General features: G+C 54.4%; 19 protein-coding genes. 12 read left to right on the top strand and 7 right to left on the bottom strand.

Annotated features, from left to right (window positions below; all coding sequences use genetic code 11):
* Positions 1 to 8: 8 nt before the first annotated feature.
* From PSE_RS20825 to PSE_RS20790, 8 genes are all read left to right on the top strand, one after another.
* The gene (locus tag PSE_RS20825; protein ID WP_208998008.1) at positions 9 to 935 is read left to right on the top strand and encodes a D-alanine--D-alanine ligase; all 927 of its coding nucleotides are present in this window, start codon (positions 9 to 11) and stop codon (positions 933 to 935) included.
* Entirely contained in the window at positions 923 to 1,837 is a 915-nt protein-coding gene (locus tag PSE_RS20820) for a cell division protein FtsQ/DivIB (protein WP_208608806.1), read from the top strand. The genes PSE_RS20825 and PSE_RS20820 overlap by 13 nt, the downstream gene beginning before the upstream one ends.
* Positions 1,834 to 3,156: a cell division protein FtsA gene (gene ftsA, locus PSE_RS20815; RefSeq protein ID WP_008547536.1), complete on the top strand. Its 1,323-nt coding sequence runs from the start codon at positions 1,834 to 1,836 to the stop codon at positions 3,154 to 3,156. The genes PSE_RS20820 and ftsA overlap by 4 nt, the downstream gene beginning before the upstream one ends.
* A gap of 110 nt (positions 3,157 to 3,266) precedes the next feature.
* Complete coding sequence (gene ftsZ / locus PSE_RS20810; RefSeq protein WP_014286611.1) at positions 3,267 to 5,030, top strand: cell division protein FtsZ; 1,764 nt, start codon at positions 3,267 to 3,269, stop codon at positions 5,028 to 5,030.
* Positions 5,031 to 5,277: 247 nt separating this feature from the next.
* Positions 5,278 to 6,240, top strand: a complete 963-nt coding sequence (gene lpxC / locus PSE_RS20805; RefSeq protein WP_008548064.1) for a UDP-3-O-acyl-N-acetylglucosamine deacetylase — start codon at positions 5,278 to 5,280, stop codon at positions 6,238 to 6,240.
* A 154-nt stretch (positions 6,241 to 6,394) separates the two neighbouring features.
* Complete coding sequence (locus PSE_RS20800; RefSeq protein WP_008547487.1) at positions 6,395 to 7,261, top strand: outer membrane protein assembly factor BamD; 867 nt, start codon at positions 6,395 to 6,397, stop codon at positions 7,259 to 7,261.
* A 34-nt stretch (positions 7,262 to 7,295) separates the two neighbouring features.
* A complete protein-coding gene (gene recN, locus PSE_RS20795) occupies positions 7,296 to 8,969 on the top strand; it encodes a DNA repair protein RecN (RefSeq protein ID WP_014286609.1) in 1,674 nt (557 codons plus the stop codon).
* A 53-nt stretch (positions 8,970 to 9,022) separates the two neighbouring features.
* Positions 9,023 to 9,805: an APH(3') family aminoglycoside O-phosphotransferase gene (locus tag PSE_RS20790; RefSeq protein WP_014286608.1), complete on the top strand. Its 783-nt coding sequence runs from the start codon at positions 9,023 to 9,025 to the stop codon at positions 9,803 to 9,805.
* 9 nt (positions 9,806 to 9,814) lie between these two features.
* On the opposite strand, the gene PSE_RS20785 is transcribed toward PSE_RS20790, so the two are convergent.
* The 5 genes from PSE_RS20785 to PSE_RS20765 form a co-directional block, all read right to left on the bottom strand.
* Entirely contained in the window at positions 9,815 to 10,573 is a 759-nt protein-coding gene (locus PSE_RS20785) for an ABC transporter permease (protein ID WP_014286607.1), read from the bottom strand.
* Positions 10,570 to 11,253 carry an ATP-binding cassette domain-containing protein gene (locus tag PSE_RS20780; RefSeq protein WP_014286606.1) on the bottom strand — a complete coding sequence of 228 codons (684 nt, stop codon included), beginning with the start codon at positions 11,251 to 11,253 and terminating at the stop codon, positions 10,570 to 10,572. Before PSE_RS20780 ends, PSE_RS20785 begins: the two co-directional genes overlap by 4 nt.
* 111 nt (positions 11,254 to 11,364) lie before the next feature.
* On the bottom strand, positions 11,365 to 11,829 hold the full coding sequence (locus PSE_RS20775) for an SRPBCC domain-containing protein (protein WP_041768727.1): 465 nt from the start codon (positions 11,827 to 11,829) through the stop codon (positions 11,365 to 11,367).
* On the bottom strand, positions 11,826 to 12,170 hold the full coding sequence (locus PSE_RS20770; RefSeq protein WP_014286604.1) for a helix-turn-helix transcriptional regulator: 345 nt from the start codon (positions 12,168 to 12,170) through the stop codon (positions 11,826 to 11,828). Before PSE_RS20770 ends, PSE_RS20775 begins: the two co-directional genes overlap by 4 nt.
* Before the next feature lie 136 nt (positions 12,171 to 12,306).
* Complete coding sequence (locus PSE_RS20765) at positions 12,307 to 12,756, bottom strand: translation initiation factor 2 (RefSeq protein WP_208998007.1); 450 nt, start codon at positions 12,754 to 12,756, stop codon at positions 12,307 to 12,309.
* Between the two features lie 332 nt (positions 12,757 to 13,088).
* On the opposite strand from PSE_RS20765, the gene PSE_RS20760 reads away from it, so the two are divergent.
* Together PSE_RS20760 and ligA are read left to right on the top strand one after the other, a co-directional pair.
* Entirely contained in the window at positions 13,089 to 14,348 is a 1,260-nt protein-coding gene (locus PSE_RS20760) for a glycosyltransferase family 87 protein (RefSeq protein WP_014286602.1), read from the top strand.
* A gap of 337 nt (positions 14,349 to 14,685) precedes the next feature.
* Positions 14,686 to 16,854: an NAD-dependent DNA ligase LigA gene (gene ligA / locus PSE_RS20755; RefSeq protein WP_014286601.1), complete on the top strand. Its 2,169-nt coding sequence runs from the start codon at positions 14,686 to 14,688 to the stop codon at positions 16,852 to 16,854.
* A 56-nt stretch (positions 16,855 to 16,910) separates the two neighbouring features.
* On the opposite strand, the gene PSE_RS20750 is transcribed toward ligA, so the two are convergent.
* Together PSE_RS20750 and PSE_RS20745 are read right to left on the bottom strand one after the other, a co-directional pair.
* A complete protein-coding gene (locus PSE_RS20750; protein ID WP_014286600.1) occupies positions 16,911 to 17,522 on the bottom strand; it encodes a hypothetical protein in 612 nt (203 codons plus the stop codon).
* 188 nt (positions 17,523 to 17,710) lie between these two features.
* Complete coding sequence (locus PSE_RS20745) at positions 17,711 to 18,229, bottom strand: DUF4142 domain-containing protein (protein ID WP_008548066.1); 519 nt, start codon at positions 18,227 to 18,229, stop codon at positions 17,711 to 17,713.
* Positions 18,230 to 18,613: 384 nt separating this feature from the next.
* Here PSE_RS20745 and PSE_RS20735 point away from each other — a divergent pair, with 384 nt between their 5' ends.
* Positions 18,614 to 21,019: an ATP-dependent helicase gene (locus tag PSE_RS20735; protein WP_014286598.1), complete on the top strand. Its 2,406-nt coding sequence runs from the start codon at positions 18,614 to 18,616 to the stop codon at positions 21,017 to 21,019.
* A 74-nt stretch (positions 21,020 to 21,093) separates the two neighbouring features.
* Positions 21,094 to 22,911, top strand: coding sequence for a sodium:proton antiporter (locus PSE_RS20730; protein WP_014286597.1), 1,818 nt, complete (start codon positions 21,094 to 21,096; stop codon positions 22,909 to 22,911).
* Positions 22,912 to 22,955: the final 44 nt, after the last annotated feature.

Here is a 22,955-nt window from a genome sequence, read left to right as displayed (position 1 = left end):
TGGGTTTTGTGATGACCAAGCATGTTGCAGTTTTGATGGGTGGATGGGTTGCTGAGCGCCCTGTTTCTCTGTCTTCAGGCAAAGACTGTGCGGATGCGTTGGAAGCTGCTGGTTATCAGGTGACCCGTGTGGATGTTGACCGCAACATCTCTGCTGTTCTTCAGGACCTGAAGCCGGATGTGGCCTTCAATGCGTTGCATGGCCCGTTTGGGGAAGACGGGGCTATTCAGGGTATCCTAGAGGTGCTCGATATTCCTTACACCCATTCCGGTGTGATGTCCTCTGCGCTTGCCATGCACAAGGAAAAGGCAAAGGCCGTGGTGAAGGCGGCTGGTGTGCCGGTTGCTAATTCCCTCGTGGTCAGCCGCGCGGATGCTGCGCGCCGTCATGTGATGGAACCGCCTTATGTGATTAAGCCAATCAATGAAGGCTCGTCCTTCGGCGTGTTGATCGTGAAGGAGGGGCAGGAGTACCCACCGCAGGAATTGACCCGTGACGATTGGGAGTATGGTGAGTTGCTTATGGTCGAGCGCTACATCCCAGGCCGCGAGTTGACGTGTGCGGTAATGGGTGATGTGGCGTTAGGGGTACTAGAAATTGTACCGCTGGGGCACGCTTACTACGATTATGATGCAAAATACGTCCCAGGCGGTTCACAACACATACTTCCTGCGGAAATTTTACCATCTGTTTACCAAGAAATACAAAAATCAAGTCTCAAGGCACATCAGGCTCTGGGGTGTCGCGGCGTTACACGCGCCGACTTCCGTTTTAACGAAGGACCCGGTGGCCTAGGAGAACTGATCTGTCTTGAGGTGAACACTCAACCCGGCATGACGCCAACATCACTTCTACCGGAAATCGCGGCGCACGCCGGACATGATTTCCAAGAGTTGGTGAGTTGGATCGTGGAGGACGCAAGTTGCGGAAGATAAAGGCAAAATTTGATGCATTGCGGGAACGCACAGGCGTCTGGAGCTATCGCTTCAGAAGTCGTGGCGTATCGCGTTTGCACCAGAGACCCGCTTGGGGGGTCACTGGATTTTTTGCACTTATCCCGTCGTGGGCTCCAACTGCGAGCGCCATTGGCTTCCTTGCTTTGTCTGCCGGATATGGAATTACCCTTGGCGGACACGCCCGTGAAGTGAGCGAATCAGTTACATCCGCCGCCGGTTTTGCCGTTAACGAGATCAAAATGGAAGGTTTGCAGCGCGTCACCGAATTTCAGGTGCTGGAAGCGCTGGAACTTCATGAACGTCCTTCTCTGATGCTGTTCAATGCCAGTGAAGCGAAAGAACGTCTGGAAGGCATTGCCTGGATCCGCAATGCGTCGATCCAGAAGTTCTATCCGGGCACGCTGCGTGTGATGATCAAAGAGCAAGAGCCTTATGCGCTCTGGCAGCGGGGCAACATTACCTCCGTCATCACCAAGAAGGGCGAGGTCATCACCGATGAGGTGGATGGCCGTTATGCGAATTTGCTTCGCGTGGTCAATCACGGTGCGCAGCTGCGTGCGGGTGAGATCATGAGCGAGCTGGATAAGTTCCCGGGCATTCGTGCTCGTGTGCGCGCTGCAAAGCTGCGCTCCGAACGCCGCTGGGATCTGGCCATGGAAAACGGAATTACGGTGCGTCTGCCTGAATTTGATGTTGGTGACGCGTTGGCTGAGCTGAAGAAGCTTGATGATCAGGGTGGTTTGCTCTCCCGCGATATCGTCGCGGTTGATCTGCGTTTGCAGGATCGTGTGGTGGTGCGTCTTTCCGATGATGCTGCCATTCGCCGTCAGACTACCATTGAGCAACGAGGCACTCCCTCCAGCACTGGGAGGGACACATGAGCTCGAATAAGAACGTGATCTTCCTGCCGCGTATGCGGCCTCTGCCAAGCCGCAGATCTGTTGTGGTTTCTGTACTGGACGTCGGCTCCACGAAAGTGTGCTGCATTATCGCGAAACTGGTGCCTGGTGATGAGGAAGACCTGATGCCAGGCCGTACCCATGGTGTTGAAGTGCTGGGTTACGGCTATCAGGCGTCTGCGGGCATGAAGTCTGGCGTTGTGGTGGACATGGATCAGGCCGAGCAGGCGATCCGCCGTGCGGTGGATCAGGCTGAGCGTATGGCCGGTGTGATGGTTGAAACCCTGCTGGTGACTGTGAGCTGCGGTCGTCTGCAGAGTGAGATCTTCTCCGCCACTGTGCCGCTTGGAACTGAAGGTGTCACGGAAGCCGATATTCAGCGTGTGCTGGCTGCCGGTTCTACTCATACAGCGACCGAAGGGCGGGCGGTGATGCATGCGCTGCCGATCTCCTACGGGCTGGATGGTAACCGCGGTATTCGCGATCCGCGCGGCATGATGGGCCGCAAGCTGGGCGTGGATATGCAGGTGGTTTCTGCGGAAGTGCCGCCCGTGCGTAATCTGGAGCTTTGTATCGAACGCGGTCACCTGCAGGTGGAGTCGCTGGTTGCAACGCCTTATGCGGCGGGTCTTTCCACGCTGGTGGAAGATGAGACCGAGCTGGGTGTTGCCTGCATTGATATGGGTGGTGGGACCACCACGCTTTCTATCTTCGTTGACGGTCAGATGGTGCATCTGGATGCGCTGGCTGTTGGCGGTAATCACGTCACCATGGACGTGGCGCGCGCGCTCTCCACACGGATGGAAGCTGCAGAGCGTTTGAAGGTTTTGCATGGTTCGGCCCTGCCAAGTGTGGTGGACGACCGTGATTTTATTCAGGTGCCGCCCGTGGATACGGATGGTGATCTGCCAACGCAGATTCCACGAGCGATGCTGACGCGGGTTATTCGCCCGCGTGTTGAAGAAATATTGGAGATGGTGCGTGACCGGATTGTCGCTTCCGGTTTCGCAGGCCGAGTGGGCAAGCGTGTTGTGCTGACAGGTGGGGGCAGTCAGCTGACTGGTCTTTCTGAAACCGCACGACGCATTCTTGGGCGCAGTGTGCGTCTGGGTCGTCCGCTGGGTATCTCCGGTTTGCCAGAGGAAGCCAAGGGTCCGGCATTCTCGGCAGCTGTGGGCCTGCTGATTTATCCGCAGGTGGCACAGATCGAGCAATTCGAACCACGCCACCAACGCCGGGGTCTTACGGGCCGCGGGAGCTATCTGGCTCGGGTTGGGCAGTGGATTAGAGAAAGTTTCTAGTGGGGAAGCGCATAACCCCCACTATCACGAGTTTCGCCAGATGCGGCGGACGCACGAGAGGAAGAACGACATGCCCGGTTCGGGCATGTTATTAGGGTCGCGAGGTTAATATGACAATCAACCTGAAAATGCCTGATATTCAGGAATTGAAGCCCAGGATCACCGTATTCGGTGTTGGCGGCGGTGGCGGAAACGCCGTAAACAACATGGTCACCAGCGGTCTGCAAGGCTGCGACTTCGTTGTTGCTAACACAGATGCGCAGGCGCTTGCTCTTTGCCAGGCAGAGCGCGTGATTCAGATGGGTGTTGCTGTTACCGAAGGTCTGGGCGCTGGTTCCCAGCCTGAAGTTGGTGCAGCTGCTGCTGAAGAAGTTATTGACGAGATCAACGATCATCTGTCCGGCTCGCACATGGTGTTCATCACCGCGGGTATGGGCGGTGGCACCGGTACTGGTGCTGCGCCAGTTGTTGCTCGTGCTGCGCGTGAGCAGGGTATACTGACGGTAGGTGTGGTTACCAAACCTTTCCAGTTTGAAGGGTCCCGTCGTATGCGCGTTGCTGAAGCCGGCATTGAAGAGCTCCAGCGCAATGTTGACACTCTTATTGTTATTCCAAACCAGAATCTGTTCCGCATTGCCAATGCGCAGACCACCTTTGCTGATGCCTTCTCCATGGCTGACCAGGTGCTGTATTCCGGCGTTGCGAACGTCACTGACCTGATGGTTAAAGAAGGTCTCATCAACCTCGACTTTGCTGATGTGCGCTCCATTATGCGTGGCATGGGTAAAGCGATGATGGGTACCGGTGAAGCTTCCGGCGAGAAGCGCGCAATTCAGGCGGCTGAAGCTGCGATTGCGAACCCGCTGCTGGACGAGACTTCCATGAAGGGTGCTCGCGGTCTGCTTATCTCCATTACTGGTGGTAACGACCTGACCCTGTTTGAAGTTGATGAAGCTGCGACCCGTATCCGCGAGGAAGTGGACCCAGAAGCGAACATCATTCTTGGTGCGACCTTCGACGAGTCTCTGGACGGTATTATCCGCGTTTCTGTTGTTGCTACTGGCATCGACAAGGAACTGCGCGAAGATATCTCTCCTGCAGAGGTTCGTATGGCTGAACTCACAGAGCGACTCCAGAGCGCTACTACGTCTACGCCCAGTCCAGCGGTAGCTGCGCCGGTAGAAGTAGCTCCTGCACCGACTCCAGTTCGTGCGATGCGCGCGATGGGCTCAGCCGCAGTTGACGCACATATGGAAGTTGAGCCTGTTGCAGCTGTAACAGACCCTGAAGTTGAGATTGCTCCTTATCAGGCCCGTCGCTACGAGCCAGTACAGGAATATGACGCTCTTGATGAGCCAACTCAGGTGGTTGAAGAACCAACAACCATCCCTGAACCATTTATTCCACCTGTTGCTCAGAAAGCTGAGCCACAGTCGCGTATGCCACGTGTGGAAGATTTCCCTCCAATCGCGCAGCGCGAAATTCGTGCGCGCACAGATGCTCCTGCTGCAGCGCCTGCTCCACAGCCGGCAACTGCAACTCCTCAGCCTGCGCCAGCAACTATGGCTCAGCACACTGAAGAGTATGAAGAGCATCACATGGAAGAAGAGCGCCGCCCAATGGGTCTTCTGCGCCGTCTGACTGGTGGTCTTGGCCGCCGTGAAGATGAGCACATGGAACACCATGAGCCAGTGCAGACAGACGCGTTCGCTGAGGCTCCACGCCAGCCAGCAGCGCCTCGTCCAGCCGAGCCTCAGAATCACGGTGCAACCGGGAATCTGGACGCTGGCGGACGCCCTGCGGCAGCACGCTCTCAGATGATGGAAGACGATCAGTTGGAAATCCCGGCGTTCCTGCGCCGCCAAGCCACCTGATTATCAACAGAACTCGCGCCTCTCGAGCAGCAATTCGGAGATTTCCGGATTGCTGCTTTGCGTTTTTAAGCGAAATTGTCGGTAAATGTACCTAAAATTTTCAGGACGTTACAAACCGTAATAAAGCTTTATTTTATTTGGTAAGCCCCAGGGGCTATGTTCCAGCCAACCCGGTGGGGGTATTCGAAAGTAGTGGCTCATGAGGTCTCGTATGTACCTAGAGCGGAATGATAAAGGCTGGAACATTATGGGAATGCGTGTCGAAAAACAGACAACGCTTGCAGACAGTGTAACCTTGAACGGAATTGGGGTTCACTCTGGCGGTCCAGCTTCCATTACCCTTCACCCTGCAGACGCAAACTCCGGTATTGTTTTTCATCGCAGCACCAAAGATGGGTATGTTGAGACGGAAGCAAGCTGGAAAGAAGTAACTGCAACCTCTTTGTGCACCGTACTCGGTGATCCTCATGACAGCGGCATCTCTACCGTTGAGCACCTGATGGCTGCTCTGCGCGGTATGGGCATTGATAATGTGACCGCTTACATCGATGGACCCGAGATGCCAATCATGGATGGTAGCTCCGAAGCATTCGTTGAAGCTATTGACCGCGTTGGCCTGAAAACGCTGAGCGCAAAGCGTCGTTACATCCGCGTTAAAGAAAAAGTCCGTTACGTTTCTGGTGATCAGTGGTGTGAACTCAACCCGTTTGACGGCACACGCTTTGACATCACCATCGATTTCGATCACGCAAAGATCGGTCGTCAGCAGCTTAAGTTTGATCTGACACCTGAGTTCTTCCGTGATGAGATCTCCCGCGCCCGTACCTTTGGTAGCGTGCAGGACGTCGAGAAACTCTGGAAGCTTGGCTTCGCTATGGGCTCTTCTCTTGAGAACTCCGTCGCTCTGGACGGTGATCGCGTTCTGAACCCTGAAGGCACCCGCTGGACTGACGAATTTGTACGTCACAAAAGCCTTGATGCAATTGGTGATCTGGCTCTGGCTGGTCTGCCTATTCTGGGTGAGTACCGTTCTTATAAAGGCGGCCACCGCATGAATCACTGCATCCTCGTGGAGCTGTTCAAGAACCCTGATGCCTTTGAGATTGTTGAGGCAGACGTGGCTCTGGAAGAGCGTTATGCACGCGAAAAAGGCCATGCAGAGCTCATTGGTGGGCTGCAGGCTGCTGCATTTGGTCCTGAGGTCTCCTAAGGCAAAAATAGTTATTCAACGGTTTTTGCCTCTATTCCGACATAAATTCGAGGCAAATGCTGTGGTACTACGTGACGTTATCCAAACATTGAGATAGAAGCGTGAACTTGGGAGGGATTTTACCCGAATCCCAACACGATAGGAGTCGGAGACATTGCTGCGTTCAGATGCTGCCGGGAATGCTTTGGGGGCCGATCGCCTCAAAAGAGTGATTAGATATGCCTCTTTGGCGTTGGCGCTCGTTGTTGCGGGCTGTGCCACCAAGGATGATGTTGACGACCTTGCGCTGGATGAAACTCCTGCGGAAGTGATGTTCAACGAAGCTCTTGCTCTGCGTGCTTCTGGCGATATCAGTGGTGCTGCGAAGAAGTTCTATGAACTTGATCGCGTCTATCCTTACTCCGAATTCGCGCGTAAATCGCTCATCAACATTGCTTACCTGAACTTCAAGATGGGTAAGTATCCTGAAGCGGTTGCTGCTGCGGAACGCTTTACCACGCTTTATCCTGGTAACAAGGATTCAGCATATGCGCTCTTCATCATTGGTGAATCCTACTTCCGTCAGATCCCTGACGTAGGTCGCGACCAGGCTGTGACAGCCAAGGCGCTGGATGCCATGCGTGAAGTTGTGCAGCGTTACCCAGATTCTGAATACACCAAGCAGGCTCGTCAGCGTATCCGCGCAACGGAAGACCAGCTGGCTGGTAAGGAAATGGAAGTTGGCCGTTACTATCTGGCGCGCCGTAACTACCTGGCGTCCATCAACCGCTTCAAGGTTGTTGTGACCAACTACCAGACCACTCGTCACGTTGAAGAAGCGCTGTATCGCCTGACTGAAAGCTACTACGCTCTGGGTGTGACCAACGAAGCGCAGACAGCTGCAGCGGTGCTTGGACACAACTTCCCGCAGAGCCAGTGGTACCAAGATGCCTATTCTCTTTTGAAAAAGGGTGGTCTTGAGCCTCGTGAGAACAAAGGTAGCTGGCTTAGCCGCGCATTTGGGAATATGAAGATCCTCTAAGCCTTTTAAAGGAATCGGGGTGACGTAGACTACCATGCTGGCATCGCTTTCTATTCGGGATATCGTTCTCATTGACAAGCTGGACCTGCATTTCAGCGATGGAATGAGTGTTCTGACGGGTGAGACCGGTGCAGGTAAGTCTATTCTTCTTGACAGTTTGAGCCTCGCCCTTGGTGGGCGAGGAGATGCCGGACTGGTTCGGCATGGTGAAGACCGCGGTCAGGTGACTGCGGTTTTTGACGTTCCAATGGCGCATCCTTTGCGTACACTTCTTCAAGAAAATGATCTGGAACATGACGCCGACATCATCTTGCGCCGCGTGCAGGCGTCGGATGGTCGTACCCGTGCGTTTGTGAATGACTCACCTGTGAGCGCTGGCCTGTTGCGGCAGATCGGGGCGCTGCTGGTTGAGGTTCATGGTCAGCATGATGACCGTGCGCTGATTGATCCTGAAAGCCATCGCCAGCTGCTGGACAGCTTTGGTGGTTTGGAAGGGGATGCTGCGAAGGTCGCGATGAGTGCGAAGGCCGTTCGCAAAGCTGAGAAAACCCTGAAGGATCATGTTGCCCGCATTGAAGAAGCGCGCCGTGAGGCGGATTACTTGCGCTCCAGTGCGGATGAGCTGAGCACGCTTGACCCGAAAGAAGGGGAAGAGAACGAGCTCGCTCTGCGTCGTCAGGACATGATGCAGGTGGAGAAGATCGCCGGTGATCTGCGCGAAGGGTATGAGGCGCTGGATGGACCTGCCTCTCCAATCCCTGAGCTTTCCAGTCTGCTGCGCCGTCTTGAGCGCAAGGTGGATCTGGCGCCGAACTATCTGACCAGTGTGGTTGAGGCAATTGGCGGATCTCTGGATCAGCTGGAAGAAGCGCGGAGCGGCCTTGAACAGGCGCTGCGTGATACAGATTTTGACCCGCAGGAGCTGGAGCAGACTGAAGAGCGTCTGTTCGCGTTGCGGGCGGCGGCCCGGAAGTATTCCGTTCAGCCGGATGAGCTGGGCAAACTGCGTGAGCAGATGGAAGGTGACCTTTCTGATCTGGACGCAGGCGAAGAGAAATTGCAGGCGCTTGAGAGCGCTGTAGAGGCTGCCAAGCAGACCTATGACAAACTGGCCGCTGCGCTTTCAAAGAAGCGTCAGAAGACGGCCAAGGCGCTTGAAGATGCGGTCCATGCAGAGCTTCCGGCTCTGAAGTTGGAACGGGCGCGGTTTATCATAGACATTGAGAGCGATGAAGAGCAGCGTGGCTCCTCCGGTATCGATACCGTTGAGTTCTGGGCACAGACCAACCCGGGCACCCGTCCGGGGCCGATGTTTAAGGTGGCGTCTGGTGGTGAACTCTCCCGCTTCCTGTTGGCTCTGAAGGTGTCGCTGGCGGATAAAGGCTCTTCTCCGACGCTGGTGTTCGATGAGATCGATACAGGTGTTGGCGGTGCTGTTGCTGAGGCGATTGGTGTGCGATTGGCGCGTCTTGCCAATAGCGTGCAGGTGCTGACAGTCACTCACGCCCCGCAGGTGGCTGCGCGTGCAAACGGTCACTTCCTGATCCGCAAGGACGAGGTGGAGAAAGACCGCGTGGCAACCCGCGTGACCGAGATCGCGCAGGAAGATCGTCACGAGGAAATCGCCCGTATGCTGGCCGGTTCCACCATCACCGAAGAAGCCCGTGCTGCCGCCAAACGCCTGATGGGCCAGGAAGAGCTGGTATAGCTATCGGATCTGGGATAGCTTGATCAGCATTGACTGATTGAACTATTTATCTGATGCATAATTTAAATTTTCCACCTGAAATCCAATGCAGGCTGCGCTCCTACGACTGGCATAAAGACAGTATGGGCCGTTCAGCCTCCGATATCTTCATGCTTACCCAGAATGGTGACCTCAAGCTTGTTCTTAAAGTTGAGCAGGATGGTCCGTTCGCCGAGCTAAGTGATGAAGCCAAGCGGTTGGAGTGGTTGACTGAGCGCGGCGTGCTGTGCCCTGAAGTGCAGTGGTTTGAGCAGTATGAAGGTCGACAGTGGCTGCTGCTGACTGCACTGAGTGGAACGGATCTGGTTTCTGATCCAGAGTTGCTACCACTCCAGCAGGTGGAGATCCTCGCGGACGCGCTTCGCCACCTGCATACTCTTGATTGGGAAGGTTGTCCTTACGATCAAACCGTTGAACTTGGCTTGCGTGAAGCGGAAGCACGCATGAAAGCGGGGTTGGTGAACGAAGATGATTTTGACCCTGAGTGGCAAGGTGAGCCTGCTCAAAAGCTCTTTTCTTATTTGACTGCTAACATTCCAGAGGTCCATGAGAAAGTGCTTTGTCATGGAGACGCTTGCTTGCCGAACTTCATGGCGACAGCGGGTGATTTCTCAGGGTATCTGGATTGCAGTCGCGTGGGTTTGGCGGATCGCTATCAGGATCTAGCATTGGCCGTGCGCAGTATTCGCTACAATCATGACGATGCAGCAGTAGAGCATTTTCTGAAGTGTTACGGGATCGAGCAGTTCGATAAGAAACGTGCCACCTTCTTCACGACCCTTGATGAGTTTTTCTAGATCCAAGCCTTACTCATACTCCGCTTCCATGTAGATGGTGAAGCGGAGGGCTAAGATGATGGAGAGGGTTTGGGAGGCGGAGATGCCGAGCATGATGGCGATCTGGTACTGGACGGCTTCGATTGGATTGAAACCGCCGAGGATCTGACCTGTCATCATGCCGGGCAGGGAGACTAGCCCCAGTGTTGCCATGCTGGCGATGACGGGGGAGGCGGCTGCACGCAAGGAAGCTTTGACGAGCGTTCGGCGGGCTTCCAGCTTGGTAGCGCCCATGGTGGTGAGAAGTTCGATATGCTCCCGATCTTCCGGTGTTCTTAAGTTGAAGCGGCGCAGGGCAATGACCAGTGAACCCAGTGCGTTGCCGAGCAACATGCCCGCGATGGGAATGGTGATCTGCGCGGAATACCATGGCACCGGGCGGCTGAGCACGACGATGAACATCAGCAGTACTGGTAACATGGCGATGAGAATGGCTGAGGTGAGCGGTATGGCAGACTTGAGCCGTGGCATCTCGGCTCGCCCTGCCGAGGTGATGGCGGCAATCAGTGCCATGGCGACCAGCCAGAGAATGTTGAGAGCGAGATTGTCCAGATCAAAGACGGTTTGCAGGTAAAAGCCGATCACCAGCAACTGGATGCTCATGCGGACGATGGATATGGCCAGATCTCTGGAGAGGTCTTTGAGGCCCATGGACCAGAGCAGGGACAGCGGGATGATCGCGATAAAGTAGAAAAACGCCAGATCACTCCAAGCAACAGTTGAGGTCATTGGGAGCTCCCCTCTGTGCCAATGTGGTCTGGTTCAGGAAGCGTTATGACTTGATCTATCTCGCCTTGCAGATGGGCATCGTGTGTCACGACGAGCAAGGTTTCAGCCTGTTCCAGAAGCAGTTTGGCGCAGGCGAGGGCGTGGGCTTTGTCGAGCGCGGCGGTTGGTTCATCCGTGATCCAGAGGGGGCGTTCCAACAGCAAGGCACGGGCGAGGGTGAGGCGTTGGCGTTCTCCACCGGAGAGGCTGGTGGTGGCCTGATCCAGCGCACTGTTTGGCAGGCCTGCTTTAGAGAGTGTCTCCAGCATTGCAGCATCAGTTGGCTTAAGCTTCTGGTTTGCGTGCAGCTCAAACGGAGCGAGGAGGGCGCCACGAATGGTGTCTTCCAGCAGGCTGACACGTTGTGGCAACCAGTTGAGATGCTTGTGCAGGTCTGCCCGGCCTCCTGCTGTGAAGGCTTTGCCCTTGAAGAGCAGTTCACCGCTGTCTGGCTTGTCCAACCCGGCCAGTATGCGTAGCAGAACGGTTTTGCCGCGGCCTGATGGGGCACTCAGGCACAGTTTGTCACCTTCATAAAGAGTGAAGGAGAAGTGGTGGAACAGCTGGCGACCTTGCTTGCTGACTGAGATGTTGCGGGCCTCAATAAGCGGCACACGCTCTGCTTCTGGAAGGGCGACCATAGGAACTCCTGATTGCAGCGCTAAAGTTCCTCAGATGCCCTTGAAAATCAAGGCGAGAGTGGTTTCTGTCCCGATTGATAGAGGTCTGGATATGGTTTGCAGCAGAAAGAGCTATACTGTGATGTCTTGTTGAGTAGCGAGATAGGCAGCCAGACTTTCCAGTGAGCTTTTCCAGCCTTCCTCATTGCTTGCCTTGAAGGCGGAGGTGGAGAACTTGGCTTCATGTATGATGAGGCGGGAGCGATTGTATGCCAGCCTCTCGAAGGTCATGGTGATTGTGGTTGGATCAGAGGCATTGCCGTCCTCATCTATCCATTGGCTGGTGTTGCCGATCAGACGTGGGGTATCGATCTTGAGGTACTTACCACGCATGCGGTAGGTGGTGCTATCTGGCCCCGTCATGGTGGTTGACCATGTGCCGCCTTCTCTGAAGTCCATCTTGATCTCTGTGATTTGAAAACCTTCCGGGCATCCCCAATGCTTCATGTGATCTGGATCAGCCCACATCTGGAACAGCAGCTCCACAGGGGCATCGAACTCTCTCACTAGGTGTAACTCAAAATCTGTATCGCTCATTCCTGTGTCTCCCCGTTCTGGAGGTCGCTCAGATAGTCATCAAGGCGGCTGAAGGTTTCGTGCCAGACTTTCTTCTGCTGACTGATCCAGTCTTCAGCTTTGACCAGATTATCCGCTGAGATTTCGCAGGTGCGGACACGGCCTACCTTGCGCGTGCTCACGAGACCACAGTCTTCCAGCACTTTGAGATGCTGCGAGAAGGATTGCAGAGCCATGTCGTGATGCTGTGCCAACTCACTGACAGAGGCCGTGCCATGGCTCAACTGCTCAATGACCGCCCGACGGGTTGGGTCGGCCAGCGCATGGAAGAGATTATCAAGGGAAGCAGAACACTCAGTCATGTGCCTGAGTATTGGAAAGGGGGATACTCAGGTCAATGCCTGAGTAATTGGGGAGCTGCTTTGAGAAGGGCGGGGCAGCTGCCTCCGTGGTAGGGGGTATTTGAGTGATCCATACCCCCAACCGAATACTGCGAGCTTATGATGTTGGGGCTTTTGCCTTGTTCATCATTTTAATCTCAGCAGGGGTCAGCTTACGGGAGCCTTTGCCGCGCTTGAGAATGAAGTTAACCGGGTTTGGATAGTGGTCCAGAGTTGCACCGGTTGCTGCGTCAACGCCGACGCCGATTACACCACCAAGCAAGACGTTACCAGCCATGCCAGCTGCGCCCTTGCCGCTGACGCGGGTCTCAACATCGATGACCTGTGTCTGGTAGCCTGGTGCAGATGCTGTGAGGGTGAACTCTTTTTTGCGTGGTACGTTGATGACACATGGACCAACGCAGGTGTGAGCTGTTGTTGACGTGATCTTCGCGTGCTCAGGCTCCACGTAGATCTTGATGTCTTCAGTTGTACCGCGAACAACTGTGCCGCAACCTGCGAGAAGAACGCTGGATGCAACAACGCCAGCTACTAGATAAGTTTTCAATTCCGTATACCCCATAATTACGTGGGGGCTTAGTAGGCTCGTGACACATTTCAGTCAAATTTCTTAATGAATTATCTGGTGATATCTTTATCTAATAAGTTGCAGGTAATGATTTGTTAAATTTTAGATACTTCTGAAATACGTAGATTTATTCATCTTTATTGCGCAAACGCTGTTTCACTTTCCTAAGAGATTCTTAAATTACGTAGCGTATTCAAATAATTAACTTGGTATCTTTTAAACTCTCCGGCAACCAAGAGTTTGTGTTTGCGCAGAGCCCTTTCTGAAAACTGAAAGCAATTTAGGGGTGGCGCATAGTTGGAGGCCGGTAGATGTTTATCTCGTTCGCCCGCTTGCAGGTCTATTTTGTCATCGCGCTGCTGCTGATTGCAGTGGTTTATCCGATCTATTTGTTTGGATCGGTGATGGGTCTTGATGGATTCGATTTGCGCAGGGTGGGGGGAGACTTTTATCAGTTCCTGCTGGCCTCTCGTATGGCGGTGGCCGGGCAGGCGGCGCAGCTTTATGACTTTGGCTGGTTCTATGATGAAGTGCAGCGCAATGTGGTTGGTGGTTCTGGCTTTTACGCCTGGGTGCATCCGCCGAGCCTGCTGGTGTTTCTGGTCCCGTTATCCGGCCTGACTTATCTGCAAGCCTATAGCCTCTGGATGGGCATGGGTGGTTTGCTTTCGTTTGCGGTTGCGTTCAGTCGCAAGGCGCCTATTCGGGCGTTCACGTTCTTCATCTTTGCTCCGGCTACCCTCGTGAACCTGTTTTACGGCCAGTTTGGCATGCTGGCAGGTGGGTTCCTTTATGGTGGTCTGCGTTTGATGAACCGGCATCCGGCATTGGCTGGTGTGCTGCTTGGGTGTGTGTCCATCAAGCCTGAGCTGTTTATGCTGATCCCGATTATTCTGATTGCCCATCGCAGCATCATTGCGCTGTGCGCCTGTGTGGCGACGGTGGCGTTTCTGGTGGATGCGTCTGCTGTGTTCTTCGGCTCCGGCCTGTGGTGGATCTATCTGGAAACTGTTCCGTCCTTGTTGGCGACTGTTATGGATCAGGGGGAAGGCAGCTTCCTTTATCTGATCCCGTCTGCGTTTGGTGCGATGCGGTCTCTTGGGTTCTCAGCAACAGCTGGGTATCTGGTGCAGTTGCCGTTCACGGTCATGGCGTTTGTGGTTACGTTCTGGCTGTTCATGCGGGAGCGGGAGCCGGTTGCGCGTAACCTTGCTGTGACCCTGTGTGTGTTGCTGGCAACGCCGTTCCTGTTCCTGTGGGATTATGCGGTGCTTTCTCCGGCGCTCTATCTTTATGCCACCCGGACTGGCCTGTTTGATGATGATGCGGATTCCCCTTATGTAGCGCCGCTGCTCCTGTTTGCGGTTTATCTGCTGCCGATCGTCAACATTGCGCTGGCGGCGCATGGTTTCCCGGTTGGGCCGATCTTTACGGCACTGGCGCTGGTTGTGGTGATTGTGCGAATGATGAGCACAGCCGAGACACAAATGAGTGTACCTGAGGATGAGCAGGAGGGGGATAACTCCTTTGCTGAGGAGCGTGAAAGCGATGAGGGGCTCGGGACGACCTGAGCCTGAGCTGCGAAAAACATAGCAACGCAGGTTTCACCCCAAAAAACGCAGAATAACGCAAATCTGCGCAAAAGAACGCAAAACGGGATTAAAGCAGTTCGCATTTATGCTGAAATACGTGAACTGCTTTATCTTTTTTCTGCGTATCTTTATCCGAAAACCGGTTCCCACTTTTCGGCGATACACTCTAACTCTTTGGAATCTAACAGGATGAGTGTTTGTACCTTTCCTGAGCTCGTTAAATCCTGTCTAAACTCCCCAGTACCGGGTGGTTTGTTATTCCCGGTGGCGATATGAATAATCCCCCTAATTGATGATTAAACAGGTGGGTAGACCGGTGAGCCTTGCTGATACCTCTCAAAAAGACATTGAAGCGCTGAATGCAGAAGAAGCTGCGCTGGAGCTGGAGCGGCTGGCAGGGCTGATTGCTGAATATGATGAAGCCTACCACACCCAAGATGCGCCGATTGTGGATGACGCCACCTATGATGGGCTGCGCCGTCGCAACGAAGCTCTGGAAGCCAAGTTTCCTGAGCTGGTGCGTGCAGATAGCCCGAGCAACCGGGTGGGTGGTGCTGTTGCTGAAGGCTTTGGCAAAATCACCCATGCCGTGCCGATGCTCTCGCTGGACAATGCGTTTTCAGATGAGGATGTGCAGGACTTTATCGGCAAGGTGCGCCGGTTCCTGAAATACGATCCGTTGATGGGTGCGCTGGCTGTTACGGCTGAGCCGAAGATTGATGGGCTTTCTCTTTCTCTACGCTATGAGAGTGGCAAGCTGGTTTATGCAGCGACCCGCGGTGATGGTGCAACGGGCGAAAATGTGACGGCTAACGCGCTGACTATTCAGGATATTCCGCAGGAACTGCCTGCCGGTGTGCCGGATGTGGTTGAGGTGCGCGGCGAAGTTTACATGAGCCATGCGGATTTTGCGGCCCTGAATGCGCGTATGGAAGCCAATGGCGGCAAGGTGTTTGCCAACCCGCGTAACGCGGCGGCTGGTTCCTTGCGCCAGCTGAACCCGGAAATCACCAAGACCCGTCCACTCAAATTCTTCGCCTATGCCTGGGGCGATATGAGTGAGGTTCCGGCTGATACGCAGATGGGCATGGTGGAGCTGTTCGGCGCGTGGGGTTTCCAGATCAACCCGCTGATGAAGCGCTGTGAGACTGTTGAGGAACTGCTGAAAGTCTATCATGGCATCGAGGAGGATCGTTCCGGCCTCGGTTATGATATTGACGGCGTGGTTTACAAGGTGGACCGGCTCGATCTACAGGGCCGTTTGGGTTTTGTTTCCCGTTCTCCGCGCTGGGCGATTGCACACAAATTCCCGGCGGAGCGTGCATTTACTACCCTCAATGCCATCGAAATTCAGGTGGGCCGCACCGGTGCTTTGACTCCAGTTGCCAAACTGGAGCCTGTCACAGTCGGCGGTGTGGTGGTCTCTAATGCAACACTGCATAACGAAGATTACATCAAAGGCATCGGTCAGGATGGGGAATCCATTCGTGATGGCAAGGACTTACGCGTTGGCGATACGGTGATCATCCAGCGTGCCGGTGATGTTATCCCGCAGATCGTGGATGTGGACCTGAGCAAACGGGCTGAAGATGTGCAGCCGTTTGAGTTTCCAACTGAGTGTCCGGTGTGCAGCTCGCATGCGATTAGGGAAACTAATCCAAACTCCGGGAAGGTCGATGCGGTACGTCGGTGTACTGGTGGATTGATATGTCCTGCGCAGGCGGTCGAAAAGTTGAAACACTTCGTCTCACGCAATGCCTTCGATATTGAAGGGCTAGGCGAGAAGCAGGTGGAAGCGTTCTACGAATATGACATGGATAAAGGTGGTATCCGCACACCAGCGGACATCTTTACCCTGGCAGAACGGGACAAGGTTTCTCTCAACAAGCTGCGCTCCCGTGAAGGCTTCGGTGCGGTCTCTGCACGAAAGCTGTTCGAAGCGATTGATAGTAAACGTCAAATCGAACTCAATCGCGTGATCTTCGGACTTGGTATCCGCCATGTGGGCGAAGGCAATGCCAAGCTTCTGGCGCGGGCCTACTCCTCATGGCAGGGCTTCTATGACGCGATGATCGCGGCAACGGATACGACCTCAGAAGCCTATCGCGAACTCAATGATATTGACGGGATTGGCGGCACAGTTGCCAATGCTCTGGTGGAGTTCTTTGCAGAAGAACACAACCTGACTGCTCTGGCCGCTTTGATGGAGCAGATCACGCCGCTTGATGTGATTGTGGCTGATACGTCTGGCAGCCCTGTTGCTGGCAAAACGCTTGTGTTTACAGGTAGTTTGGAGCGTATGAGCCGTGATGAGGCCAAGGCGCGGGCGGAGAGCTTGGGAGCCAAGGTTTCGGGTTCCGTTTCCAAGAAAACCGACCTTGTGATTGCTGGTCCAAAGGCGGGATCCAAGCTCACCAAGGCGCAGAGCCTTGGCATTGATGTTATCTCCGAGGATGACTGGTTTGAGCTGGTTGGCGATCAATAAAAAAGCGAGGGAGCTGTTCGGCTCCTCTCGCTGCATTAGTAGGCTTGCGGCAGAGCCTACTTCTGCGCCAGTGTTGCTCTGAGGCGGACAGATGCTTCGGCACGTCCGCCGATGTAGAGCATCATGTTTTTCCCGTCCGTCTGAACACTCATCGGGATTGTTTTCTCGACCTGCTTCTTCAGCGGGTCATAATTTGCTTCAGCCTGCTCCAAAGCCTTGAGAGCTTTGTCGTATTCCTGGATTTTCTTCTTCACCGCAGGCTGGGCTTTGATCAGTTTTTTGAGTTCCTTGGCCGTATCGCGGTAGTTGGGATCGGTTTTGGGATCGACTTCCTTTTGCTGCAGTTGGCTTTCCAGCACACGTAACATCTTGTGTTTGGCCGAGATTTCGTCTTCCAAAGACTTCAGACCCTGCACGAAGCGGTAGGTTCTGGACTTTTCTTTTTCCAGCGCCGCGATGTTGGAGCGGGCTTTCTTCATCTCTGGCGCATCCTCGACATGGTTGTCGTAGGTCAGCCGGATGGCAGCTTTTCCCTGGAAGATGAGTTTGTCGAAGCTTGCAGTATCTGCCGCATGAATGTCCATCCGGCGTCTGATCTCAGCCCAGATGCTTGTGCGGTTTTTATAGAACTCGTCGTAGTTCTTATATTTGCAAATGACCTTCGGCATATCTCAAGCTCCATTCCAGTTGCGATGGAATGAGAGTGAGCAGAAAATCTTATCGAGATCTGTCGGGAGAGGCGTGCAATTGAGCCAAATTTGAAGATGTGATCGGCTCTTACAGGTGGAAATGAACGGAAACGCCGACAAACCTGTTTGTCTTTGCCAGCGTTTCTTCATGTATTGCAATGAGTTGCTTAGCCGATCTGTTTGCGGATCTCTGCCAGCATGGCCAGATGGGTATGGATGAAGGCAACCAGAATGGTTGCCGTTGCCACATCCACGTTCACGGGCTTTTTACCTGCTTCCGGCGTTTGAACGGCCAGCAAGTCCTCATGGCCTGTGATTTCAGTCGAGATGTAGAGACGGTCAAAGTCATCGCCAGACGCGGCCTCCAGCTTCTTGTAGATGTCTTCCAGAGCGGTTGGGCGCGGTGGCGGTGTTGCACCTGTGGACTCGATGATCATGGAGACAGCGGCCTGCTCCTCGCGCTCCAGCTCCGCAAACTGGCGTACCAGCGGATTGCTGGCCTTCATGGTTGCCATTTCGCTGATGGCTAATGAGAAGGGGCTGATAGTGAGGGTTTTGTTGGTGTAGTCGGTAGAACCGTGATTGTCGGCCAAAGCGGAGGAGACCAGAGCAGGGGCGGCTATGAGTGAGCCGGACATGCCAAGGAGAGCGTTTCTGCGTGTCAGGTGTAACTTACCAGTCTTCATTGTTTTTCTTTCAGGTTGTTACAGTGGTTTTTATGGTTTGAAAGTGAAGTTCGTCCCATTGATCAGTTCTGGAAATTTCAGGTTCAGATATACGCAGTCTTCCTCTTTAAATCGCTAAGGTAGCACTTGATTTTTCAAGTATCCGGGATCTGGCTTGATAAAACACCACAGAGCAAAGCAAGTTTCACCCAAGAGTTACTGGGCGAAGATGTGCTGATGCGCAAAACGATGTGTATCTCTTTGCTGATGCCTCGCTTCTTCAATGTTGTTGCTATATTGTTCTTCGTGAACTATTGGAGATTCTCCCTCTGATTTGAGAGGGGTATGCGTTCAAAGGATCCAACGAGCTCAATGGCAAATTCTTCTGGCCCACTACATCGCGGAATGCCTTCCAACCCTGCTGATCCTCTGGCTGCACCACAGCCCAAGGCAGGTGGTATAGCGGCAAGGGCCATGGCAGCACGGCAAACGACCATGCCTGCCTATATGGAAGGATTGAATGCGGAACAGCGCCTTGCTGTTGAGACGATCAACGGTCCGGTGCTGGTGCTTGCTGGCGCAGGTACGGGTAAGACGCGCGTTCTGACAACGCGTATCGCCCATATTCTGGCGACAGGGCATGCTACTCCGGGGCAGATCCTTGCAGTGACCTTCACCAACAAAGCGGCTCGCGAGATGAAGGAGCGCATTGGCGCTTACATTGGCGAGAACGTGGAGGGCATGGCGTGGCTGGGTACGTTCCACGCGATCTGTGTGAAGATCTTGCGCCGTCATGCCGAGCTGGTTGGTCTGAAATCCTCCTTCTCCATTCTGGATACGGATGATCAGGTTCGCTTGATCAAGCAGATCATTCAGGCGGAAGGTCTGGATGAAAAGCGTTGGACGGCAAAGACTTTTGCCGGATTGCTGGACAGCTGGAAGAACCGCGGGCTGACGCCGGAACAGATTTCTGCCGGCGAAGCGCAGGCCTTTGCGAATGGTTTGGGGCGCAAGCTCTACCAGACCTATCAGGAACGGCTCTCCATTCTGAACGCCTGTGACTTTGGTGATTTGCTGCTGCATTGCATCACCATCTTCAAAGAGCATGATGATGTTCTGAAGAGCTTCCAGAGCCGTTTCCGCTACATGCTGGTGGACGAGTATCAGGACACCAACATCGCGCAGTACATGTGGCTGCGTCTGCTGGCACAGGGCAACTCCAACGTTGCCTGTGTGGGTGATGATGACCAGTCGATCTATGGCTGGCGTGGTGCTGAAGTTGATAACATCCTGAGATTTGAGCAGGATTTCCCGGGCGCGACCGTGGTTCGTCTGGAGCGGAACTACCGCTCGACCAGCCACATTCTGTCTGCTGCCTCTCATTTGATTGCCCACAATCAGGGCCGACTGGGCAAGACCCTATTTACCGATCAGATGGGATCTGAGGATGAAGATAAGGTGCAGGTTGCCTCTGCCTGGGATTCTCAGGAGGAAGCGCGCTCCATCGGTGATGAGATTGAAGCGCTACAGAACCACGGTCATTCGCTGAATGAGATGGCCATTCTGGTGCGAGCTTCGTTCCAGATGCGAGAGTTTGAAGACCGGTTTGTAACGCTTGGCCTGAATTACCGCGTGATTGGCGGCCCACGCTTCTACGAGCGCATGGAAATCCGTGATGCGCTGGCCTACTTCCGCTGTGTGATGCAACCCTCTGATGATCTGGCGTTTGAGCGTATTGTGAACACGCCGAAACGTGGACTTGGTGAGGCCACTCTGAAGATTGTGCATGCCTATGCGCGGGAGCGGGCTATTCCGTTGATGATTGCGGCGGGAGAGCTGGTGCAGACCAATGAGCTGCGGCCTAAAGTGCGTGCTGCTTTGGCTGATGTTCTTGGCATGTTTGAGAACTGGCGCAATCAGGTTGAGACCATGAGCCATACGGAGCTTGCGGAAATTATCCTTGATGAGAGCGGTTATACCCAGATGTGGCGTCAAGACCGTTCCGCAGAAGCGCCGGGACGACTGGACAACCTGAAAGAACTTATCCGCTCTATGGAAGAGTTCGAGAGCATGGCTGGGTTCCTTGAGCACATCTCGCTGGTGATGGATAAGGACAGCGATGTGGAAGAGGATGCGGTGTCCATCATGACGCTGCATTCCGCAAAAGGCCTTGAGTTTGATACGGTTTTCCTGCCGGGCTGGGAAGAGGGTGTGTTCCCGAACCAGCGGGCATTGGATGAGACCGGGCAGGCTGGTCTGGAAGAAGAGCGGCGTCTTGCGTATGTGGGTCTTACCCGTGGTCGTAAGCGTGTGAAGGTGTGGTTCACCTCTAACCGCCGCATCCATGGGTCCTGGCAGTCCTGTATTCCCTCCCGCTTCCTGGATGAGTTACCCGCGGACAGCGTTGAGGTTGTTGAGGCCTCCAGCTCCTACGGTGGCTATGGTCTGAACAGCGCTGGCGGTGGTTATGGTGCCAGCAGGTTTGACAACAGCGACCCGTTCCAGAGCAAGTACTCCACCCCAGGCTGGCAACGCGCCCGCAAGGCGCAGGCCTCTGGTCAGCAGTATGGCCGAATGCATGGTGGGAACCAAACTCGGCGCGCCAAGAAGGCTGGTCCGATGACCATTGAAGGTGAGTTGGTGGCCAAGAGCGTTACTGAGGTTGGCAGTGATTTTGCCATTGGTGAGCGCATCTTCCATATGAAGTTTGGGTACGGTGCCATCAGCGACATTGAGGGGAATAAGCTCACTGTCGACTTTGAAAAGGCTGGCCAGAAGAAAGTGCTCGATAGCTTTGTCGAGCGGGCATAACCTGCAACTCAAGCGTTACTTACCTTTAGGGCAATTTGTGCTATCTCTCTCTTAAGTTGTGTTGGGAGGTGGCAATGGACAGTGTGGTTATCGCGCTTGCGATGATTGGTGTGGCAGGTGTAGGCGCCCAGTGGCTCGCCTGGCGATGGTCGCTTCCTGCTATTGTCCTGCTGCTTGTTGCGGGCTTCCTGATTGGTCCTGCAACGGGTATTCTCAACCCAAATGCGTTATTTGGTGATTTATTGCGTCCAACTGTTGCGCTTGGCGTTGCAGTCATTCTGTTTGAGGGCGGTCTTTCCCTTAATTTTCAACGTATTGGTGGTGTTGAGAAGGCCGTTTGGCGGCTTGTGTTGCTGGGTGCGTTTATTGCGTTCTTATTGGGCGCGCTCAATGCCCATTATATAGCTGAATTAAGTTGGCCCTCAGCCCTTGTGTTTGCTGCCATCCTGATCGTGACCGGCCCGACCGTCATCATCCCACTTCTGCGTCAAGCCCGATTGGAACGCCGAGTGAGTTCGCTGCTGCGCTGGGAAGCTATCCTCGCTGATCCTCTTGGCGCGCTGCTCGCGGTGTTCATGTTCGAAGGCTATTTGGTTTATCACGGTGATCATGGCTTCTGGGTTCTTGCGGTGCGAGCGGCGGCCGGGTTGCTGATTGGTGGTGTTGGTGGCTGGGCGCTGGGGCGTGGGTTGATCTGGCTGTTTGTTGGTGGCCGGGTTCCCGAGTTTCTGAAATTTCCTCTGATCTTTGTCAGTGTGATGGGCGCTTATGCGCTTTCTGATCTGGTGCTTGAGGAATCCGGTCTGCTGACCGTGACCGTTCTGGGATTGGTGCTCGGCAATTCGCGCCTTGCTAGTCTTGAGGAATTGAAGCGGTTCAAGGAAGCGGTGACGATTATTCTGGTGTCTTCTGTCTTCATCGTTTTGACGGCTTCTGTTCAGCTGGGCAGTCTGGCTGAGTTTGGGCTAGAGGATCTGGCGTTTGTTCTGGTTCTGCTGTTTGTGATTCGGCCTATTTCCGTTTGGGTTGGCACGATTGGTGCACACTTAAGCTGGAAGGAGCGTTTGCTAGTGGGCTGGATTGCGCCGCGCGGTATTGTGGCGGTGGCGGTGTCTGGCTTGTTTGCACGCTCGCTGGTGGAACATGGCGCTCCGGATGGTGAGCGGTTGGCGGTGCTGTCGTTTGCGGTGGTGGTTGCCACTGTGTTTGCTCACGGGTTTACGCTCGGGCCGTTTGCGCGTTGGCTGGGGCTTTCCAGTCATTCAGGGCCGGGCTTGCTGATTGTTGGGGCAAGCCGGTTCAGTGTTGCGTTGGCGACCAAGCTGAAGACGTTGGATATCAACTCGCTTACCGTGGACCGCAACTGGGGCAAGCTTCGACTTTCCCGGAATGCGGGGTTGGCGAACCATTATGGCGAGGTTCTTTCTGAAGAGGTTGAGAACGAACTGCCGCTTGAGAACTATAGTGTTTTGCTCGCTGTAACTGACAATGACGATTACAACGCGCTGGTGACCACAAACTTCGGGCCGCTTATGGGGCGAGGGGAGGTCTATCAGTTTGCGCCGTCAGAAGAGCAGAGTGAGAAAGAGAAGTTTCGCCGTGTCGTGACGCTTGGTGGACGTCCGTTCCTGACACAGGAGCACAGCTACAACGACCTTGAAACGAAAATCCGCGAGGGTTGGTTTATTAAGGCCAGTGAGTTGACCGATACCTATGGCTGGGATGCGTTTCAGGAAGCTCTGCCCGAAAAAGCAATTGTGCTGATGCTGATTGAGCCGACGAAGAAGCTGCGCCCCATGAACAGCTCCGTGCCTGCGACGGTGGCTTCGGGTTCAACAATACTTAGCCTTGTTCCCAGTGAATATGCGGCAGAACGCGAGAAAGCCTCGTGAGCTCTGGCTTTTCGGCGCTGTGCATTCTATACGCCTATGCAAAG

This window comes from Pseudovibrio sp. FO-BEG1 (genome assembly GCF_000236645.1).
Classification (GTDB): domain Bacteria; phylum Pseudomonadota; class Alphaproteobacteria; order Rhizobiales; family Stappiaceae; genus Pseudovibrio.
The sequence above is the reverse complement of the archived record's forward strand: the minus strand, read 5'-3'. Positions and strand labels throughout refer to the sequence as shown.

Bases quoted from the DNA above. Each gene is read 5' to 3' on its own strand.
- ftsA (WP_008547536.1), top strand. From the start codon at position 1,834: ATGAGCTCGAATAAGAACGTGATCTTCCTGCCGCGTATGCGGCCTCTG.
- ftsZ (WP_014286611.1), top strand. From the start codon at position 3,267: ATGACAATCAACCTGAAAATGCCTGATATTCAGGAATTGAAGCCCAGG.
- lpxC (WP_008548064.1), top strand. From the start codon at position 5,278: ATGGGAATGCGTGTCGAAAAACAGACAACGCTTGCAGACAGTGTAACC.
- recN (WP_014286609.1), top strand. From the start codon at position 7,296: ATGCTGGCATCGCTTTCTATTCGGGATATCGTTCTCATTGACAAGCTG.
- PSE_RS20790 (WP_014286608.1), top strand. From the start codon at position 9,023: ATGCATAATTTAAATTTTCCACCTGAAATCCAATGCAGGCTGCGCTCC.
- PSE_RS20785 (WP_014286607.1), bottom strand. From the start codon at position 10,573: ATGACCTCAACTGTTGCTTGGAGTGATCTGGCGTTTTTCTACTTTATC.
- PSE_RS20780 (WP_014286606.1), bottom strand. From the start codon at position 11,253: ATGGTCGCCCTTCCAGAAGCAGAGCGTGTGCCGCTTATTGAGGCCCGC.
- PSE_RS20775 (WP_041768727.1), bottom strand. From the start codon at position 11,829: ATGAGCGATACAGATTTTGAGTTACACCTAGTGAGAGAGTTCGATGCC.
- PSE_RS20770 (WP_014286604.1), bottom strand. From the start codon at position 12,170: ATGACTGAGTGTTCTGCTTCCCTTGATAATCTCTTCCATGCGCTGGCC.
- PSE_RS20760 (WP_014286602.1), top strand. From the start codon at position 13,089: ATGTTTATCTCGTTCGCCCGCTTGCAGGTCTATTTTGTCATCGCGCTG.
- PSE_RS20750 (WP_014286600.1), bottom strand. From the start codon at position 17,522: ATGCCGAAGGTCATTTGCAAATATAAGAACTACGACGAGTTCTATAAA.
- PSE_RS20745 (WP_008548066.1), bottom strand. From the start codon at position 18,229: ATGAAGACTGGTAAGTTACACCTGACACGCAGAAACGCTCTCCTTGGC.
- PSE_RS20735 (WP_014286598.1), top strand. From the start codon at position 18,614: ATGCCTTCCAACCCTGCTGATCCTCTGGCTGCACCACAGCCCAAGGCA.
- PSE_RS20730 (WP_014286597.1), top strand. From the start codon at position 21,094: ATGGACAGTGTGGTTATCGCGCTTGCGATGATTGGTGTGGCAGGTGTA.